The following is a 17477-nucleotide window of genomic DNA, read 5'->3' on the forward strand; positions in this document are numbered from 1 at the left end:
GTTCTACCGGCCGTCAGCCCACGCGCGGGCCGGGCGTGAATTTGATCGGGAGCTTGCGTACCGCATAAACCTCGCCGGCGTCCTCGAATCGTTCGTAATCGCCGGCGAGTTCAAAGTCGGGCAGGCGTTCCAAGATCTGGGTGATCATGACCTGGAACATCATCTTGGCGTAGTGCGAGCCCAGGCAGCGGTGTATCCCCACGCCGAAAGCCATCTGCTTCTTGGCGTTCGCGCGGGAGAGGTCGAGTGTGTCGGGATCGTCGAACATGGCCGGGTCGCGGTTGGCCGCCGCCCACATCAGGATCGCCCGGTCGCCCTGGCACATCGGCTGACCATGGAATTCGGTGTCCCGCGAAACCGTGCGAGCCAGCCCAAGCGTCGGGGTGAACACCCGGAGCAGTTCGTCAGTGCCGTTTTTCACCAGGCTCGGGTCGGCGATCAGTTGGCGGCGCAGCTCGGGGTCTTGGCATAGCCGCAGCAGCACGTTGCCGGTGAATCCGCTGGTGGTGTCCATCCCACCCAGCATCATCAGGAAGCCGTACATGGTGATCTGGATGTCGTCGAGCGGTTGACCGTCCAAAGTGCCGCGCAATATGTCGCTGAACAGGTCGTCACCCAGGCCCTCGGCGCGCCGTTCCTCCATCTGCTTGTTGATCTCGCCGAATAGCTCCATACCGGCCATGCCGGCCTTTTCGGGGTCATGGGCGCGCTCGTGGACGGTGGTGTGCACCCAGTGCACCCAGTCCATCGCCCGCGACTCATCCCACTTGAGCAGTCGCAGAATGAGCCGTGCCGGGACCGGCGTCGTCAACTCGCCGACGATGTCGCATTCGCCGCGTTCGATGAATTCGTCGATCGCCGCATTGGTGATGTCGACGGCCGCCGATCGGGCTCGCTCGGCAGACCCGGGGGAGAACTGCCGCAGTGTCACCTCGCGTAGTTCCTGGGTGTGCGGCGGGTCGGATTCGATGGGCAGAATCGGGAACGGTATGCCGCTGGCCGGCACGCCCACCGACGGATAGGAGTTGAACAGGTCGTCGTCGCGGGCCGCTTCGAAGACAGACGCGTAGTCGACCAACGCCCAGAATCCGTCGTAGTGCTCGGAATGTGCGACCGGACAGCCTGATTCGCGCATCTCGCGGAACCGGCTGTAGGGGTCCTCGCGGAACTCGGGCGAGTGGTGGTCGAGGTCAACCTCGGCGCGTGGGCGCGACTCCGCCTGGGTGTCGGTCATCGGCGCTATTCCCTTCGCTTTGGCGGCTACTTGGAGAAGATGGCGACGGCCGCGGTTCCGGGTGCGCCGTACAGCTGGGCCAGCCCGACCTGCGGATCGTTGGGCACCTGACGGTCACCCGCAGTGCCGCGCAGTTGCTGGACCAGCTCGTAGACCTGGCGAAGGCCGGACGCCCCGACCGGTTCGCCGTTGGCCAGCAGGCCACCGTCGGTGTTGATGGGTAGCCGCCCACCGATCTTGGTGGCGCCGTCGGCGAGCAGCGCTTCCTGTTCGCCGTCTTTGCACAGCCCCGTCTCGGCCATGTGGATGATCTCGGACCCGGAGTCGGTGTCCTGCACTTGCGCAACGTCGATGTCCTCGGGGCCGATGCCGGCCAGCTCGTAGGCGGCGCGGGCGGCTTCGGCGGTGGTGCCGGGCACGATGGGTAGCTCGATCGAGGTACGCAACAGCTCGTAGGCGCCCTCGCGGCGGCTGCGCAGCGCGGTCGAGCGAAGGTAGATCGGGGTGTCGGTGTACTGCTTGGCTTTATCGGCCCGGCACACCACCACGGCGGCAGCGCCTTCGTTCGGGTTGCAGTACATGTATTGGCGCAGTGGGGCATTCACAACCGGAGAGCTCAGGATCGCGTCGACGCTCATCGGCTTGCGGCGCCACGCGTGCGGCGCCAGCGCCCCGTTTTCGAAGTTCTTGGCCGCCACGCGGGCCAGCGTCTCTTCGGTGATGCCATGGTCGTGCATGTAGCGCATGACCTTGGTGCCGAAGTAGTGCGTAGTCAGGAACATGCCCTGATCGCCGTACCACTGCGGCAGCCCCGACACCGACGGGTCGGCGCCGAACGCGCCGCGGGGATGCTTGTCCAGGCCGACGCCTACCGCGATGTCGGCTTCGCCGAGCTGGACGTCTCGCGCGGCGAGCGTCAACAGCGAGTTACCGGTCGCGCAGCCGCTGAGCGTGGCCCGTGCCGGGAGTCCGGTCATTCCGGCCAGCCCGGTCACCGCCTCGGGGTTGGCCACCTCGAGGCTGCCCGCGTAGAGGCTGCCGACGTCGGACCATTGCACCCCGGCGTCGCGCAGTGCCCTGCTGATCGCCACCGCGCCCATCTCCAGCGCCGAGCGGTCCTCGTACCGCCCGAAGGGATGAAGGCCGACACCGATGATGGCGATTTCGGGCGTACTGCTCATTACATTCCCTCCAGCATGGTCTCTGTCGAACCAGGCGGCGACAGGAGTGCGCGTTGACTCAGATGCCACTAAGCCTATAACTATATATCTGATTAGTTGGCCTGAGTCTAGAATCGGATCGCCGCCCGGAGAGCGGCGATAGCACATGACTTCACAGGTGAAGGCTGAGGGACGTTGAGTATTTCGTTGCTTCTGGAGATGGCGGCGTCGGGTGAGCCCGACCGGGTTGCCTTGGTGGACGGCGACATTCGGTTGACGAGCGCGGGTCTCAGCGAGCTCGCCGACGGCGGCGCAGGCGTGATTGCCGCATCCGGGGCGTCCCACGTCGTCTATGTCGGCACCGGGGGAGTGTTGCTCCCGCTGCTGATGTTCTCGTCGGCGCGTGCGAACCGGGCGTTCACGCCGCTGAACTATCGACTGAGTGCCGACGGGTTACGACAGCTCATCGACCGGCTGCCCGATCCGCTGATCGTCGTCGACGTCGACTACCGCGACGTCGTGGCCGGTTTCGGCCGGCCGATGATGACGTCCAACGAGTTCGTCGAGGCCGCGCGATCCACCGAGCCTGTCTCGGCCTTCGCCGACCCCGACGACGTGGCGGTGGTGCTGTTCACCTCGGGCACCACGTCGCGACCCAAAGCCGTTGAGCTGACCCACAACAACCTGACCAGCTATGTCACCGGCACCGTCGAGTTCGGTTCTGCCGATCCCGCCGACGCGGCGCTGGTGTGCGTCCCGCCGTATCACATCGCGGGGGTCGGCGCCGCACTGTCAAACCTGTACGCCGGGCGTTCGATCGTGTACCTGCGCCGGTTCGACCCGCAGGAATGGGTTCGGCTGGTCCGCGACGAGCGGGTCACCACCGCGACCGTGGTGCCGACCATGCTGTCCCGCATCGTCGCGGTCCTCGAGGAGCAGTCCGCTGAGCTTCCGTCGCTGCGCAACTTCGCCTACGGCGGATCGAAGGTGGCGCGTCCCCTGGTCCGGCGGGCACTCGACCTGCTGCCGCAGGTCGGCTTCGTCAACGCCTACGGGCTGACCGAGACCAGTTCGACCATCGCGGTGCTCACGCCCGAGGACCATCGCCTCGCCCACTCGGCGCAGGACGACGCCGTCGCCCGGCGACTGAGTTCGGTCGGTCGCCCGGTCCCCGACATCGAGGTGCAGATCCGCGCGCAGGACGGCGCCGTGCTCGGGCCGGGCGAGGCTGGTGAGCTGTTCGTGCGGGGCCCGCAGGTGTCGGGCCGGTACGCAGAGATCGGGTCGGTGCTCGATGCGGAGGGCTGGTTTCCGACCAGGGACGTTGCGATGCTCGATGAGGACGGCTACCTCTTCATCGGCGGTCGGTCCGACGACACCATCATCCGCGGCGGTGAGAACATCGCTCCGTCGGAAATCGAGGACGTGCTCGTTGAGCACCCCGATGTCCGCGAGGTCGTCGTCGTCGGACTGGATGACGCCGAGTGGGGGCAGATCATCGTGGCGGTGATCGTGCCCGAGGCCGGTGCCGCGCCGACACCCGAGCAGCTGCGCGAGTTCGCCCGCCGCACGCTGCGCGGGTCGCGTACGCCGGACCGCATCGTGTTCCGCGAGGAGCTCCCGACCACGCCGACCGGCAAGGTGCTGCGCCGGGAAATCCTCGACGACCTCACGCCGGCGGCTGCCGAGCACTGAAACTGAAACTTCTCCCTCGAGACAGCAAGGAGTCCGACATGATCAAGAACGGCACGCGCCTGCAGAGCCAGGTGTGTGACACCCAGGTGATCGTCGTCAAAGCCGCTGAAAGCCTGGACGATCTGCGTTGCGGAGGCAGGCCGATGCTGCCGCTCGACGCGGAGCGGCCCGCCGATGCCGCGCCCGACCCGGCCTTCGCCGAGGGCAGCACGATGGGTAAGCGCTACGTCGACGACGGCGGCGCCGAGGTGCTGGTCACCAAGGCCGGTGCCGGGTCACTCAGCGTCGGCGCGACGCCGTTGGTGCTCAAGGAAGCCAAGCCGCTGCCGGCCAGCGACTGATGACACGTACGAGCCACGGCGTGCTCGCCGCTGGGCCCCTGCCTCCGTCAAACGCCGCATGGCTGATGGAGATTGGCGGTTGGATCGTCTTCGGTCTGGTGGCCGTGGTCTTGCTCTACCGCTGGCGCAAGAATGGCCGGCCCGACACCGCCGCGCTGCTGTTCATCGGGTGCTTCACCATGTGGTGGCAGGAGTTCTATGCCGACTGGGGTGCCTATCTGTACTACAACCCGGATCTGTCGCTGCTGCCCTGGGGGAAGAGCCCGTACACCACCCCGAACAAACCGGTGTACGTGTTGGCCGGCTACGGCTGGTTCTATGCAGGCGGATTCGCCGCGGTCCTGGCCCTGTTCCGCTGGTTCCGCCGCCGCAATGCCTCAGTAAATTACGTTGCTGCCCTGGTGATCACCGTGTTCGTTCCGTTCATCTTGTGGAACTTCGTCACCGCTGACGGGGTGTCCTATGTGACGAACTGGTTCCAGTATCTGGAATCGATCGGTCCCACGATCCACACCGACAAGGGCGGCCTGCAGCTGATCTATCAAGGCGTCCCGTTGGCCGTCTTCGCCGTTGCCGTGGTTGCCAGCCTCGACCGCTGCGGTGCCGACGGGCGCACCTGGTTCGAGCGGGTGCTGGGCGTGCGCGCCGTCATCACCACCGTCGGGCAACGGGCGTATCAGATCGTCGTTTGGATCGTCGCTATGAATGTTCTCTATGCGGTGTTCCTGACGCTGCCGCTGGTGATCGCGCGCATCCTGTTCTTCCCCGACAACCCCTGGGTGCCCAACCCGTGACTGCCGAGCAGACGATCGATGCGTGGATCGCCAATCGCCTTGGCGCGCGTGTTGTCTCGATCACCCGGCAGTCGCGGTGGCGGGCCGCCTGGCTGGTGGACGCTGAGCGTGATGGCATCCCGCTTCGATGTCGAGATCGGCCATATCGGCGATCCGATGATGGACCTGGGCGCCCCGCGTATGCGCGACACCGTTCTGCACTTCGGCGACTTCACCGCCCTGTATGACGCCTATGAGCGTACCGGTGGCTTTCCAGTCGACCTCGATGCCGTGCAACTGCACCACATCGCCTTCACGCTCACCAATGAGCTTGCATTCCGGAATTCGTCGAACACGCCGAGCGCCGATTCCGATTACATGACCAACCTGCACTGGTGCAGCGAGACCAACCTGCACGCGATCGAGGCACTCGGGGAGCGGCTCGGCATCGATCTCGAGCCGCCCGAGATCCCTGCTGTCGCGCCGACCCGCGCCAGCGTCGCACACGAGCAGCTCATCAAGATGCTGCGCGGCACTGCCGTTGACGACGACTACGCGACGTATCGCCTACGCGTGGCATTCCGGCTGGCGCGCTATCTGCAGCGCGAGGACGAAATCGGACGCGACCTGACCAATGCCGACCTCGACGACCTCGTTCCGCTGCTCGGCGCGCGCCCTGCCACGTGGCGCGACGGCGACGCAGCGCTCGAACAATTCGTGCTGAGTGACCACGGTGAACACGACCGGATGCTCTGTAGTCTCTTCTACCGCCGCCAGATTCGCCACAAGGCCACCCTGGGCCGCCTGGATCGGCGATGGCCAGACACCATACGTGTCAGCCGTTCAACGGGCGAATGGTCCCGAGTTGCTCAAGGCACCAACGAATTCGGCGGTAGGAACGCCAACCGGATCAGCACCGTCGGCACGATGAAGATCAGGTAGCAGAGATTCATCGTGACGATCCAGGTGAAGATTCGGCGGACGTCGCGTCTGACTCCGGCGATCCGGTCTACCCGGGCCCAGGATTCAACCAGCGGTGTGCCCAATGGCGTTTTGGCTCCGATGACGAGCAGCGTGATAGTCATCATCGCGGAGAAGGTGAGCACGGGGTAGAGCAGCGGGAAGTTGCCGCGCGTGCTCTGCATGGCGGGCCCGACAAAGTCGACGTAGCTCCAGATTCCGAGGACCGACGCGCCGCCCTCGATCAGGGTGTCCCAGATGTAGAAGAACGGCCAACTGACGGCGACCACGACGACCCACAGTTTCGCAGCCGGAAAGAAGCGGGCATGAATCTTCTTGCACGCCCACAGCATAGGGAAGTAGACCAGGGCGTAGAACCAGCCGTAGGCGGGGATGACTGCCCACGGCTTGTTCGGGCTGGTCAGTGGCCAGTGATAGCCCGGAATCAGTGCTAAGTGTGGGTTGTAGAGAACGTAGGCGCCCCAGTCGCCGTACCACTCCTGCCACCACATGGTGGTGCCGCCGATGAAGACCAGGGTCGGCAGAGTCAGTTCCCTGCGTTTGATGCAGGTGTAGGCGAAGAACGCCGCCAACGCTAGCCAGATGAGCGGGCCGATGACTTCGAACAGCCATCCAAATACCGGGGGCTCTGATCCACGATGACCAGCCTTTCGTATGACTACAATTAATTCTTTCTGTAGTGTCGCTACAGAGTAGGGATGTTGTAGTCTCGCGTCAATGGTGAACGGGCAGAAGCAAGTTGAGGGGCGACGGAGCACCCGCTGGGGTGCGGCTTCGCCGGCCAGCGATGCCGATGCGCGTGAGCGACTGCTGGACGCCGCTGATGAGTGTTATGCCCGACGAGGTGTAGCGAGGACCCGTATCGACCACATCGCTGAGGCTGCGGGTGTGCACCGCACCACCGTCTACTCCTATTTTCCTACCAAGAATGCGCTGCTGTCCGCCTCGTTCGTGCGCTCGGCGGCCGCGATCCTGGCTACCTCCAAGGCGCACTTCCTGACCGACGAGCCGTTTGTCGAGCAGTTCATCAAGGCAACCCTGGAAAGTCTTGCGGCGACTCGAAATTCCCCAACGATGGCTCTCCTCCTGGGGTCGAGTGACTCAGCCGGGCTGACGGTTCATGCCGCCGCGATGTCGGAGGAGTGGCAGAGCTTGGCGCGTGAAATTTTGGGGCCGCCCCTGATGCAGGCTGTCGCCGACGGGTACGTCCGTGACGACGTACCGGTCGAAGCGATCTTGCGGTGGATTTGGCGGGTGAGCTTCAGCCTGGCCACCGAACCCGGATCGCCCGAAGACGGCGGGGACGAAGGGGTACTGCGAGCCTTCGTCGTGGCTTCAGTCATGAGCCCGCACAAACGATCTGCGCCCTAAGGAGTGGCACATGGAAGAGACGTGCAGTGAATGTGCGTTCGACGAGTCGCTCGCCCAACCCACAGACGTCGCGCTGGCATTACCACCGTTGGCCCCCGTGATCGGTGACGACATCCGCGCCCTGTCCGCAGAGCTGGCCCGACGCCGTCCATCGTCTGACGTCTGGTCTCCGGTGGAGTACCTCGGGCACCTTCGCGAATCGATGGCCTTCCATCGCGGGCTTATCGAAAGCGCACTCGCCGAAGACAATCCGTTCATCCCGATGGTTGACCCCGACAAGTCGGTCGCGAAAGCCGGTTACGCAGACGCCGATATCGGTGCACTGGTCGGTCAGTTCGAGCGCCGCGTTGACCGGCTTTGCCACCTGCTCGCCGAGCTCGACGGGGGTGCGGTCAACCGCACGCTCACGCTGGATGATCGGCAGGTCACGGTGGGACTCGTCGCGCGCAGCGCATGGCATGAATGCCATCACCACCGCGGCGACATACGCAGGCTTGGCCGCGCCTCGCCCTAGGCCGGCTCGACGAGTGCGTGCAGCTCGCGACGGACGATCTTGCCGGTGCTGCCACGAGGGAGTTCATCGAGCACCGTGATCGCCCGGGGCACTTTGTAATTCGCCAAGTTCTCGCGGATGTGCGCCTTGAGGTCATCCGTCGTGGTGGCGGCGCCGTCGTTAAGAACGACGAACGCGACCAGCCGTTGACCGTACTGGTCGTCGTCGACGCCGAGCACTGCGGCTTCAGCCACTGCCGCGTGCGAAGCCAACGTCTTCTCGACTTCGATCGGGTAGACGTTCTCGCCACCGGAGACGATCATCTCGTCGTCGCGACCCACCACGAACAGCCTGCCCGCGGCGTCGAAGTATCCGACGTCACCGGACGACATGTAGCCATCGTGAAAGTCCTTGCTGGCACCGGACGTGTAGCCGTCGAACTGGGTAGAGTTGCGGACATAGATGGTCCCGACCTCACCGGTCGGCAGTTCGCGAAAGTCGGCGTCGAAGATGCGGACCTCGGTGCCTTCAGCGGGCCGGCCTGCGGTGTCGGGGGCCGCACGCAGGTCGGCAGGCGTGGCCGTGGCGATCATGCCGGCTTCGGTGGCGTTGTAGTTGTTGTAGATGACGTCGCCGAACCGGTCCATGAACTTGGTGACGACATCGGGACGCATCCGCGAACCCGATGCCGCCGCGAACCGCAACGACCGGCCGCTGTACTTTGCCAAGACGTCATCAGGCAGGTCGATGATGCGGTCGAACATGACTGGCACAACGGACAATCCGGTGGCGCGATGTTTGTCGACGAGCGCGAGCGTTGCCTCCGGGTCAAACTTGCGGCGGGTGACGATGGTGCAAGCCATCAGCGCAGCGATGCCCAATTGTCCGAATCCCCATGCATGGAACATCGGTGCCACGACCACCGTGGTCTGCTCGGCGCGCCAGGGTGTCCGGTCCAGGATCGACTTCAACGCATCCGCGCCGCCGCCAGAATGCTTGGCGCCCTTGGGTGATCCAGTGGTGCCCGACGTCAGCAAAATCATCTTCGACGTCCGCGCGGTCCGCAAGGGACGTTGACCGTGATGCGCCTCGACCAAGCCCGCGACGGTGACGTCGTGTGCGCCGGGATCGTCCGTCCACGCCACGATCCGGGCAGCCTGTGGACGCTCCTGCAGTGCCTGGTCGATCGACGATGTGAACTCCTCGTCGTAGATGACGGCGTCGACCTTCTCACGCGCCACGACCTCGGCCAGGGCCGGCCCGGCGAAGGACGTGTTCAACAGCAGCACGTCGGCGCCGATCCGGTTGGCAGCGATCAATGACTCAACGAAGCCGCGATGGTTACGCGCCATAATGCCGACGACCTCGGGCGGGCCGCCGGGCAACGCCTGTAGCGCGGCGGCCAAGGCGTCGCCGCCCTCATCCAGTTCGCGCCACGTCAGAGTACCCAACTCGTCGATCAGCCCGGGCCGGTCAGGGCATCGCTGGGCCGCGATCGCGAACCCCGAAGTGGCGTTCATTCCCGCCCGCCGCACCGCCGCCGCCATGCGCACGTAACGATCAGGCCGCAGCGGAGCGATCAGTCTCGCTCGAGACATCGTGCCGACGAGGCCTGCGATCTGATTCAGACGCTCCAGCATGGTCAGCCGATCACCGGAAATCGACGTTGCGCTGCCAGATCGTCGAGGCCCTGTTGCATGACGCCGCGAACGTGGGCGTCGACCTCGGCGATGTCGGGGTCCTCGCCGAACTCCGCGACGATGTCGATGGGAGCCAGCACCTGGGTGACGATCTTGGTCGGCAGGGGCAGGTTCACCGGCAGCACCATCGACAGGCCGAACGGGAAGCCGAACGAGAGTGGCAGGAACTTGGTCCGCAGGAGCTTGTCGATTCGCACCACCTTGGCCAACCATTCGCCGCGCGACAGGAACAGCTGGTTCTCCTGGCCGCCGATCGACACCGTGGGCACGATCGGCACGCCGGAGTTCAGAGCTGCGCGAACGTAGCCGGTGCGGCCACCGAAGTCGACCTTGTTCGCGGACGACGTCGGTCGGTACACGTCGTAATCGCCGCCCGGGAAGACCATGACGACGCCGCCGGCGCGCAAGGCCTCGTCGGCGTTCTCGTGGCTGGCCGGGATAAAGCCGGTCCGCTTGAAGAAGTCGCCTGTCGGGCCCGCGAAAAGGATGTCGTGGCTGAGCGTGTAGACCGGCCGGTCGTAACCGAATGTCGCGTAGAAGTCGGTGGCGAATAACGGCACATCCATCGGGAAGAGTCCGCCCGAGTGGTTGGATACCATCAGCGCGCCGCCGGCCGGGAAGCCTTCGAGCCCACGCACCTCGCCGCGGTGCCAGCCCTTGATCACCGGTCGGATGAGGCCCATCAGCCGTTCGGTGAGTTCCGGGTCCCACTTCGAGACTTCCGAGTTCATTCGACCCCTCCCGCAGTAAATCGTTAGATATTTAGATGTTACCTAGCACATACCCAAAAAAATTGGATGTTAGCCAGCGCACATTCGGGTACCCGAATACCCTGACTTCAGTGCAGAGTCTGGAGGAGCGGTGAAGAGACTCGGAGGCTGGGACGCTGTCCTGCTGTACAACGAAACTTCCAACCTGCCTCAGCACACCCTGAAGATTGGCATCGTCGACGCGACGGGGTGCGACGAATTCGGCTACGACCACTACCGTCAAGCCTTGGCGCGGAAACTGCACCTTCTTGAACCGCTGCGCTATCAGCTGGTCGACATCCCGCACCGCCTGCACCGCGAGATGTGGCGGGAGAACTGCGACATCGACCTCGACTACCATGTCCGGCGCTTTCAGATCCGGCCCCCCGGGGGTCGCCGCGAGCTCGATGACGCGATCGGAGAGATCGCCAGCACTGCATTGGATCGCAGTAAGCCAATGTGGGAATTCCACTTCGTCGAGGGCATGGCGGACAACCGGTTCGCGATCATCGGTAAGGTCCACCACGCGCTGGCCGACGGCGTTGCCTCCGCCAATTTGATGGCGCGTGCGCTGGACTTTCCCGACGCGTCATGGCCGGACAAGGACAACTACCGGTGCGACCCTCGCCCATCCGATGGGCAACTGATCCGAGCCGCGATGCGCGATCACGCGGTCCAACTGCGACAACTGCCCAGCCTGTTGCGAGACACCGTCACGGGAATTCGGCGGGTACGCCAAAACTCCAGGTCTGCCCCAGGGATGGCCCGCAATTTCCGTCCGCCGGTGACCTTCCTCAACCACGTCGTGACGCCCGGACGCACCTTCGCCAGTGCCACCCTTCCACTCGCCGACGTCAAAGGCGCCGGCAAGCAGCTCGGAGCCACGATCAACGACATGGTGTTGGCCATCAGCACGGGAGCTCTTCGCGCGCTGCTGCTGAAATACGACGGTCACGTCGACGAGCCCTTGCTGTGTGGCGTGCCGATCAGCATCGACACCTCACCGGAGCGAATCTCGGGCAACGCCCTGGGCACGATGGTGGTATCGCTACCAGTGCAGGTCGCCGATCCGCTCGAGTGGGTGCGCCTGGCCCACACCGGTGCGACGATCGGCAAGGAGAATGCTGCGCTTCTCGGGTCCGAACTCGTGAGCCGGTGGTCCCAATACGCACCACCCGCCTTGGCGGAGTGGGGTTTTCGCCACATCGCAACCAGTAGCTCGCCCAACAAGCTGATCAACGTTCCGATCTCCAACGTGCCGGGCCCGCGCCAGTTCGGCCGGATCGCGGGCGCCCCACTCGCCGAGATCTACTCGGTCGGGCCGCTCACCTTCGGGGTGGGAGTCAACATCACCGTGTGGAGTTACGTCGACCAACTCAAAATCTCGGTGCTCGCCGACGATGCGACCTTCGACGACCCCCACGAGGTCACCGACGCCATGGTTGACGCGTTTTCCCTCATTCGTCACGCGGCCGGCATGCCCGCCGAGGTCACGTAGGTTTCACGGAAGCCGGGCTTCGACGAACACGCTTTCCGGGACCGCGGCGGCGAGGCCGGCGGGTGCGGCCCGGTCGCTGGCGGCCATCAGATCCTCGGCGCTCGTGGCCGAGGTGACGGACCAGCCGTGCGCCCGCAGCCAGTCGACGACCTCGGTTCGCTCCTCCTCATAGAGCAGGTTGCCGGATTCTGTGATGTCTTTGCCGCCCAGCTTGATTGCGGCCTGCCGGTAGCGTTCGGCCTGTTCTTCGCGGCGCGCGAAACTGTCTGCGCTGAAAAACTCGTTGGTGAAAGCTTCGACAGCGAGACGGCTTCCGGGCGCGCTGAGCGACTGAATCCGGTCGAACAACAGGTCTTGGGCGTCGGCTGTCAGATACGGCAACAGGCCCTCCGCCGACCACGCCGTAGCAGCCGATGCGTCAAACCCGGCCTCCGTCAAGGCTTTCGGCCAGTCCAGACGCAGATCGATGCCGACACCGACATGGGAAGCGATCGGGTCGACCGCATGAGTTTCAAGAGTGCCGGTCTTGAATGCCAGTACCTTGGGCTGGTCGATCTCGTAGACCACACATCCGGCAGGCCACGCGAGCCGCCAGGCCCGCGAGTCCAGACCAGCCGCGAGGATCACGATCTGCTGGATGTCGTCGGCTGCTGCCGCCAGAAAGTAGTCGTCGAAGAACTTCGTCCGGCACGCTGTGTAGCCCAGCATCGCGTGCATCCGGTCCTCGAATCGTGGATCGGCGTCGACCAATTCGGCCGGTAATTCATCGTTCAGGTACACCCGCCAGATGCCGTCGCCGGCCGCTTCGAGGAAGAGTTCTGCGTAGGGATCGTTGATCAGCGGGTCGGCGCTGTTGGTCTCCTTCGCCCGCCCACCGGCAACTCCGAGCGCGGTAGCGCCGACGCTCTCATTGATGTCCCATGTGTCATCGTCAGTTCTGGCCATCGGAGTCCCTTTCGCGGCTCTCGGTAAACGAGAGCCTACCCCGAAAGTTAGCCGTGCTTACTAAGTGAGCGTGAACCCTAAGCTCGCCTCAGGCGTTGGCCAGAGCGGGCGGCTTGACGGCCTCCGGGTCGGGGTTGGCGATCGGCAACCCCATGAAGCGACGGGCGTTGTCTCCCATGAAGTCATAGGTGCGACGTTCGTCCATACCCTCGGCGTACTGCCAGTACCGCTTGGGTTCGGCGAGGCCTTCGGGATGCGGCCAGTCCGAGCCGAACATCACCTTGTCCCATCCGACGGTTTGTACGACGTCGGCCACGGAGCCCTCCCAGAACGGGCTGACCCAGACGTTGCGGCGGAATACCTCGTGCGGATGCTCGGGGAAGTTCTGCGGCATCTTGCTGTACGTCGACTGCAGGTCATCGAACAGCGGCTTGATCCATGCGCTGCCGTTCTCCACGCTGGCGATGCGCAGTTTGGGGAAGCGGGTCAGTGTGCCGTGACAGATCAGGCTGGTCAGCATGTCGGCGATCTCCCGGTGGCCCAGCGCCGTCCACTTGAATGCCGACATCTCGAACGCGCTACTGGTCGACGGCGGTTCCCACTTGTCGATGTACTCCTGCAACGGAGGTTGGCTGGCGTGCAACACGATTGGCAGCCCGGCGTCCTCGACGTCGCGCCAGAACGGATCGAACTCGGGCAGGGCGGGGGAGCGCCAGCCTTTGTAGCCGTTCACCGGCGCCGGCTTGATCAGCGCGACTTTGGCGCCGTTGTCCAGGATGTAGGCGAGTTCGCGACGGGCTTCGTCGACGATGCCGAGGTTGAGCACCGGTGTCGAGTAGACCCGGTTGGCGTGGCTGAAGCCCCAGTGCTCAAGCATCCACTGATTGAGGGCGTGGATGATCGCCACCGTCAGGTCGGGATCCTCGGCGGCCGAATGCTCGACCAGATTGGCCAAGGTGGGGTAGTTCAGGCACGCGTCGACGCCCTGCCGGTCGAGTTCGGCGATGCGGTCCTCGGGGTTGCGCGCGCCCGGCGGGGTGTCGATGCCACGGCCGGACATCTCCCGCATCGACAGGCCCTCGGGGTTCTGGCCCGAGTAGAACTTCTCGTGCGCGCCGGGAGCGGCAACACGCTCGAATGTCGGGTTCGGCATGTAGTCGGTGATCTTGTTCAGGATCGCAATCCGGGTGTGCCTGCCGATCTGGACGAACTGCACCTTCGGCCGAAACTGCTCGGGCAGGTATTTCGTCAGCGCATCGGGGGTCTCGTACATGTGCTGATCGGCATCGAAGATCGGTGCATCGGTGAACTGCGTCATCGTTGTGCCTCTCGCTACTCGACTTAGGGCTTGGTACGAGCTTGGCTTATTCTGACAGATGTGTCAAGTCCGGGTTCGCTTTCTGCGGCTATTTTGTCTTGAGCAGCTGTGATTGCACTTGACGATACTGTCATATACAGTTGCTGGATGACGGTGACCTCAGCTTCGCCCGCCGAACGGCGACTGGACGCCACCGCCACGCGCGGTGAACGCACCCGCGCTTCGATCCTGGATGCCAGCCGTCGCCTCTTTCTGGAACGCGGTTATGCGGGCACGGCGATCAACGCGATCACCGAGGCGTGCGGCATCTCCCGCGCCGGCTTCTATACCTACTTCAAGGACAAACGGGAGATCTTCAACGTCCTCGGTGAGACCGCCTACCGCGATGTCCTCACTGTCATCGGCGAGTGGGACGACGCTGGAAAACCGTTCGATCCGGTCGATGTACGGGTCTGGGTCGGACACTACTTCGACTTCATGGACCACCACGGCGCGTTCGTGCTGGCCTCGGCGCACTCGGCGCCCGACGATGAGGCGTTCCGAATGTCTCGCAATCGCATGGTGTCCCGGGTGTCGTGGAAGCTGGGTCAGGCGATCGCAGGCGGCGGCGGACATTCCCCCGATGTCATCGGCGTCGCGGTGATGGGGTTGCTGGATCGCGCCTGGTACACGATGCACCGGCAGACGATCGCCGTCGACCGCGACGAGATGATCGCGGTGGTCGCCGAGATGATCGTCGCGATGGCAACGCCTCTCGCGTCGTGACCCCGCCGTTGCTCGACGCGCCGGACGTCGTCGAGTTCATCCGCGCCAACCACCGTGTGTTTCTGTTCTGCCGCGATGGCGCCCGACGTCCAATCGGCTACGCCATGCGTTCGGTCGCCTATCGCCCCGTCAGCCGCTCGCTCTCCTTCGCCACGTATGCCAAGAGCGCCAAGGTCCAACACCTGCGCTCCGCTCCTGAGGTCGCGTGCCTGATCGGCGACGACGAGGGCTGGGTCTCCGTTTCTGGCATCGCCCACGTTTACCAACCGTCCGCGGCTGAGGTCGACGAACTCATCGGCGAACGCTCGCCGGATCAACGCGTGCCCGACTCGGTCGTAACGAAGGTCCGCGACCGCCTTCTCAGCGGCAAGCGGTGCTTCATCGGACTGACGCTCACCGAGGTCCGTGCCGCCGATCTCCCCGATCGACATGCCGAGTCCGCGCGGTAGCGGCCCGGTTCCCATGGCCGAGGACGAACTAGCGGAGTTCTTGGCACAGGGGCCGACCGGCGCGATCTGTGTCGTCGACGCCAACGACCAGTTGCTGGCCCTACCGGCGCGGGTGGTCGACTTCGACTCCGCCACAATCGCCGTCACCGTCGACGGTGTCGATGTCGACGCCGCCCACAGCGCTGAGACCCAGGCCTGCGTCGTGGCCGACACCTTCGCCGCTTATCGCGACATTCGCGGTGCGATCGTGCAGGGAGCAGTGATGTGGCCACCCGCGTCGGATGACGTGGCCATGCTGACGGTCAGCCGCACGGTGACGTTCTCGTTCGTCAACGCCTAGAGGATTGGGCGCTGACATTCTGGTTACTCAGGCTGAGATTCTGGTTACTCAGTAGGGCATGTCAGGATTCGATACCAGCCAACCGATCACCGACGACGCGGCCCTCGAGGACATCGAGGAGCCCGACGACGCGACCAAGCAGAAGGCCGCGCTCGGGCGTTCTGCCGAACCCGACGAGTTGGGTGACGCGACGCCTGGCCCGCGCTGAGGCGGCTCAGGCTTGTTTCACCCGCGCGATCAACGCCTCGGCATCGGCAACACTGCGCAGTAGATCATTGAGATGAGTACATGTACTGGTACCGGACAGTTCCTGCCGGACCCGGAAGTGCAAGTCCTGCAACGTCATTCCGACGATTCGCGCAGCGCTGGCGACGGCCCCGGGGCATTCCTGCCACGGGAGCACTCGAGGCGTGGCCTGCGATTCGACGATGACGCCGGTCTCGGTGTCCACGACGGCGTCCAAGGTGTACTCGTGGATGATCGTCTCCACCCCGTCACCGCGCACGTAGGTGTCGCGGAACATCGCATCAATTCCGGCTCGGTCGACGCCGTCCTCGTAAACATCGATGCGGCGTCTGCGGCGCATGCCGTGCTGCGGTAACGCCGACACCTGGTGCCACGCCCAGGGATCGTCCCCGTTATCGAGGTCGGGAGCCTCCGGTCCGGTGACGATAGCGGGATCGCCTGCCTCGAACGACGTCAGCAGCAGACCGCCGGTAGCGAAGCCCGCACACTGGTCGGCGACCGGCAGGTAATAACCCGATTTTCCCACGTCGCCGAGCAGGTTTGACGCCGACAGCGCATGGCCGGAGATCAGCGTGGTGACGGGAACGTCGTCGAGCAGCGTGTAACGCAGGTCGCGCGCGTGCCGTAGCCCGGGCGCGGCCTTGTCGGCTGCGGCGCGGAAACCGCTCATCGCCGGAGCGCCCACCAGCCGGGACGTCGCGGCGACCGGCGGCGTCACCTCGACGTGCCGGACGACGCGGGCGACCAGCTCGACGGTGGCTGAGAGTGTCGCGGAGCCGAGCTCGGTCGCCGTTCCGTCGGCTGCCGTCCACAGATCGCGCGCCCGCCCATTCAGATACACCGGGTCCAGGGAGCCCTCGTCGCGAGTCATGTCGATCGACGTGGTGCGTCGCGCGGACCGCGGCCGGCGCGGCGGATTGCCGGTCGTGGGCTCATGCACGCCGTGCAGGGGATGCAGGCGCAGGTCCGTCACCGGATGAACACTAGCTCTCGTCGGCCGGTCGGAACGCGAAGGTCAGCAGCGATTGTCCGTCGGCGGTCTCCAGCGTGGTGGTCGTCGACACCAGGGGCTGCCCGATCCGCAGTTCGGCCGGGGTCGCGTCGACGATCAGCGTCTCCACCAGCACACCCTCGGCCAACTCGACGAAGCCCACCACGTACGGCTGGAACACCTTTGGATCCCGATTGCCCTTGTACGGCAATGGCGGCGGGAACTCCTGTGTCGTGTAGGTGTACAGCGTTCCGGCGGTGGACAATTCGATGGGCTCGATGTCCTCCTGGATTTGGGGGTCGCCGTCGAAGAGCTCGGGCCGCTCGGCCGGGAACTTCACCGCCCCCGACGAACGCCTGCGCGACGCGAACAGCACCGCGCGGTCGCCGTCGACCCGGAACAGTCCCTCGGTGATCAATGTGGTCATC

The 17477-nt window shown here is 64.9% G+C and carries 20 protein-coding genes; 11 read left to right on the top strand and 9 right to left on the bottom strand.

The window, feature by feature from the left end:
* Positions 1-13 precede the first annotated feature (13 nt).
* Both G6N50_RS20515 and G6N50_RS20520 read right to left on the bottom strand, forming a co-directional pair.
* The gene (locus G6N50_RS20515; RefSeq protein ID WP_083094551.1) at positions 14-1234 is read right to left on the bottom strand and encodes a cytochrome P450; all 1221 of its coding nucleotides are present in this window, start codon (positions 1232-1234) and stop codon (positions 14-16) included.
* A 26-nt stretch (positions 1235-1260) separates the two neighbouring features.
* Positions 1261-2415 (bottom strand): thiolase family protein, encoded by a 1155-nt coding sequence (locus tag G6N50_RS20520; protein ID WP_083094550.1) that lies wholly within the window; start codon positions 2413-2415, stop codon positions 1261-1263.
* A gap of 174 nt (positions 2416-2589) precedes the next feature.
* Here G6N50_RS20520 and G6N50_RS20525 point away from each other — a divergent pair, with 174 nt between their 5' ends.
* From G6N50_RS20525 to G6N50_RS20540, 4 genes are all read left to right on the top strand, one after another.
* Positions 2590-4089 (top strand): class I adenylate-forming enzyme family protein, encoded by a 1500-nt coding sequence (locus G6N50_RS20525; protein WP_083094549.1) that lies wholly within the window; start codon positions 2590-2592, stop codon positions 4087-4089.
* A gap of 38 nt (positions 4090-4127) precedes the next feature.
* On the top strand, positions 4128-4430 hold the full coding sequence (locus G6N50_RS20530; protein ID WP_083094548.1) for a hypothetical protein: 303 nt from the start codon (positions 4128-4130) through the stop codon (positions 4428-4430).
* Positions 4430-5224: a hypothetical protein gene (locus G6N50_RS20535; protein ID WP_232068795.1), complete on the top strand. Its 795-nt coding sequence runs from the start codon at positions 4430-4432 to the stop codon at positions 5222-5224. Before G6N50_RS20530 ends, G6N50_RS20535 begins: the two co-directional genes overlap by 1 nt.
* 111 nt (positions 5225-5335) lie before the next feature.
* On the top strand, positions 5336-6145 hold the full coding sequence (locus tag G6N50_RS20540; protein ID WP_232068796.1) for a hypothetical protein: 810 nt from the start codon (positions 5336-5338) through the stop codon (positions 6143-6145).
* On the opposite strand, the gene G6N50_RS20545 is transcribed toward G6N50_RS20540, so the two are convergent.
* Positions 6073-6756, bottom strand: a complete 684-nt coding sequence (locus G6N50_RS20545) for a spirocyclase AveC family protein (protein ID WP_083094547.1) — start codon at positions 6754-6756, stop codon at positions 6073-6075. The two genes, G6N50_RS20540 and G6N50_RS20545, sit on opposite strands and share 73 nt — an antisense overlap.
* Before the next feature lie 145 nt (positions 6757-6901).
* Here G6N50_RS20545 and G6N50_RS20550 point away from each other — a divergent pair, with 145 nt between their 5' ends.
* Both G6N50_RS20550 and G6N50_RS20555 read left to right on the top strand, forming a co-directional pair.
* Entirely contained in the window at positions 6902-7555 is a 654-nt protein-coding gene (locus G6N50_RS20550) for a TetR/AcrR family transcriptional regulator (RefSeq protein ID WP_083094546.1), read from the top strand.
* A gap of 97 nt (positions 7556-7652) precedes the next feature.
* Positions 7653-8069, top strand: a complete 417-nt coding sequence (locus G6N50_RS20555) for a DinB family protein (RefSeq protein WP_232068797.1) — start codon at positions 7653-7655, stop codon at positions 8067-8069.
* Here the strand turns inward: G6N50_RS20555 and fadD12 are convergent.
* Both fadD12 and G6N50_RS20565 read right to left on the bottom strand, forming a co-directional pair.
* Positions 8066-9688, bottom strand: coding sequence for an acyl-CoA ligase FadD12 (gene fadD12, locus G6N50_RS20560; protein ID WP_083094544.1), 1623 nt, complete (start codon positions 9686-9688; stop codon positions 8066-8068). The two genes, G6N50_RS20555 and fadD12, sit on opposite strands and share 4 nt — an antisense overlap.
* A gap of 2 nt (positions 9689-9690) precedes the next feature.
* On the bottom strand, positions 9691-10479 hold the full coding sequence (locus G6N50_RS20565; RefSeq protein WP_083094543.1) for a lysophospholipid acyltransferase family protein: 789 nt from the start codon (positions 10477-10479) through the stop codon (positions 9691-9693).
* Positions 10480-10609: 130 nt separating this feature from the next.
* Here G6N50_RS20565 and G6N50_RS20570 point away from each other — a divergent pair, with 130 nt between their 5' ends.
* Positions 10610-11995, top strand: coding sequence for a WS/DGAT/MGAT family O-acyltransferase (locus G6N50_RS20570; protein WP_083094542.1), 1386 nt, complete (start codon positions 10610-10612; stop codon positions 11993-11995).
* Positions 11996-11998: 3 nt separating this feature from the next.
* Here the strand turns inward: G6N50_RS20570 and G6N50_RS20575 are convergent, their stop codons facing one another.
* Together G6N50_RS20575 and G6N50_RS20580 are read right to left on the bottom strand one after the other, a co-directional pair.
* Positions 11999-12940, bottom strand: a complete 942-nt coding sequence (locus G6N50_RS20575) for a class I SAM-dependent methyltransferase (protein ID WP_083094541.1) — start codon at positions 12938-12940, stop codon at positions 11999-12001.
* Between the two features lie 88 nt (positions 12941-13028).
* Positions 13029-14258 carry an amidohydrolase family protein gene (locus G6N50_RS20580; RefSeq protein ID WP_083094540.1) on the bottom strand — a complete coding sequence of 410 codons (1230 nt, stop codon included), beginning with the start codon at positions 14256-14258 and terminating at the stop codon, positions 13029-13031.
* 147 nt (positions 14259-14405) lie between these two features.
* Between G6N50_RS20580 and G6N50_RS20585 the strand changes: the two genes are divergently transcribed.
* Genes G6N50_RS20585 through G6N50_RS28885 form a run of 4 tightly spaced genes read left to right on the top strand, consistent with a single transcriptional unit; the run spans position 14406 to position 16020 of the window.
* Positions 14406-15023: a TetR/AcrR family transcriptional regulator gene (locus tag G6N50_RS20585; protein ID WP_083094539.1), complete on the top strand. Its 618-nt coding sequence runs from the start codon at positions 14406-14408 to the stop codon at positions 15021-15023.
* A complete protein-coding gene (locus G6N50_RS20590; protein ID WP_083094538.1) occupies positions 15020-15472 on the top strand; it encodes a pyridoxamine 5'-phosphate oxidase family protein in 453 nt (150 codons plus the stop codon). The genes G6N50_RS20585 and G6N50_RS20590 overlap by 4 nt, the downstream gene beginning before the upstream one ends.
* A gap of 13 nt (positions 15473-15485) precedes the next feature.
* A complete protein-coding gene (locus G6N50_RS20595; RefSeq protein WP_083094537.1) occupies positions 15486-15812 on the top strand; it encodes a hypothetical protein in 327 nt (108 codons plus the stop codon).
* A gap of 58 nt (positions 15813-15870) precedes the next feature.
* Positions 15871-16020 carry a hypothetical protein gene (locus G6N50_RS28885; RefSeq protein ID WP_169926949.1) on the top strand — a complete coding sequence of 50 codons (150 nt, stop codon included), beginning with the start codon at positions 15871-15873 and terminating at the stop codon, positions 16018-16020.
* 6 nt (positions 16021-16026) lie between these two features.
* Here G6N50_RS28885 and G6N50_RS20600 read toward each other — a convergent pair whose 3' ends face one another.
* Complete coding sequence (locus G6N50_RS20600) at positions 16027-16929, bottom strand: DUF2889 domain-containing protein (RefSeq protein ID WP_142275500.1); 903 nt, start codon at positions 16927-16929, stop codon at positions 16027-16029.
* Positions 16930-17041: 112 nt separating this feature from the next.
* Complete coding sequence (locus G6N50_RS20605; protein WP_083094535.1) at positions 17042-17476, bottom strand: Zn-ribbon domain-containing OB-fold protein; 435 nt, start codon at positions 17474-17476, stop codon at positions 17042-17044.
* Between the last annotated feature and the right edge of the window lies 1 nt (position 17477).

This window comes from Mycobacterium mantenii (assembly GCF_010731775.1).
GTDB lineage: Bacteria > Actinomycetota > Actinomycetes > Mycobacteriales > Mycobacteriaceae > Mycobacterium > Mycobacterium mantenii.

Bases quoted from the DNA above. Each gene is read 5' to 3' on its own strand.
- G6N50_RS20540 (WP_232068796.1), top strand. From the start codon at position 5,336: ATGGCATCCCGCTTCGATGTCGAGATCGGCCATATCGGCGATCCGATG.
- G6N50_RS20580 (WP_083094540.1), bottom strand. From the start codon at position 14,258: ATGACGCAGTTCACCGATGCACCGATCTTCGATGCCGATCAGCACATG.
- G6N50_RS20520 (WP_083094550.1), bottom strand. From the start codon at position 2,415: ATGAGCAGTACGCCCGAAATCGCCATCATCGGTGTCGGCCTTCATCCC.
- G6N50_RS20575 (WP_083094541.1), bottom strand. From the start codon at position 12,940: ATGGCCAGAACTGACGATGACACATGGGACATCAATGAGAGCGTCGGC.
- G6N50_RS20535 (WP_232068795.1), top strand. From the start codon at position 4,430: ATGACACGTACGAGCCACGGCGTGCTCGCCGCTGGGCCCCTGCCTCCG.
- G6N50_RS20515 (WP_083094551.1), bottom strand. From the start codon at position 1,234: ATGACCGACACCCAGGCGGAGTCGCGCCCACGCGCCGAGGTTGACCTC.
- fadD12 (WP_083094544.1), bottom strand. From the start codon at position 9,688: ATGCTGGAGCGTCTGAATCAGATCGCAGGCCTCGTCGGCACGATGTCT.
- G6N50_RS20530 (WP_083094548.1), top strand. From the start codon at position 4,128: ATGATCAAGAACGGCACGCGCCTGCAGAGCCAGGTGTGTGACACCCAG.
- G6N50_RS28885 (WP_169926949.1), top strand. From the start codon at position 15,871: ATGTCAGGATTCGATACCAGCCAACCGATCACCGACGACGCGGCCCTC.
- G6N50_RS20585 (WP_083094539.1), top strand. From the start codon at position 14,406: ATGACGGTGACCTCAGCTTCGCCCGCCGAACGGCGACTGGACGCCACC.
- G6N50_RS20565 (WP_083094543.1), bottom strand. From the start codon at position 10,479: ATGAACTCGGAAGTCTCGAAGTGGGACCCGGAACTCACCGAACGGCTG.
- G6N50_RS20605 (WP_083094535.1), bottom strand. From the start codon at position 17,476: ATGACCACATTGATCACCGAGGGACTGTTCCGGGTCGACGGCGACCGC.
- G6N50_RS20595 (WP_083094537.1), top strand. From the start codon at position 15,486: ATGGCCGAGGACGAACTAGCGGAGTTCTTGGCACAGGGGCCGACCGGC.
- G6N50_RS20550 (WP_083094546.1), top strand. From the start codon at position 6,902: ATGGTGAACGGGCAGAAGCAAGTTGAGGGGCGACGGAGCACCCGCTGG.
- G6N50_RS20600 (WP_142275500.1), bottom strand. From the start codon at position 16,929: ATGACTCGCGACGAGGGCTCCCTGGACCCGGTGTATCTGAATGGGCGG.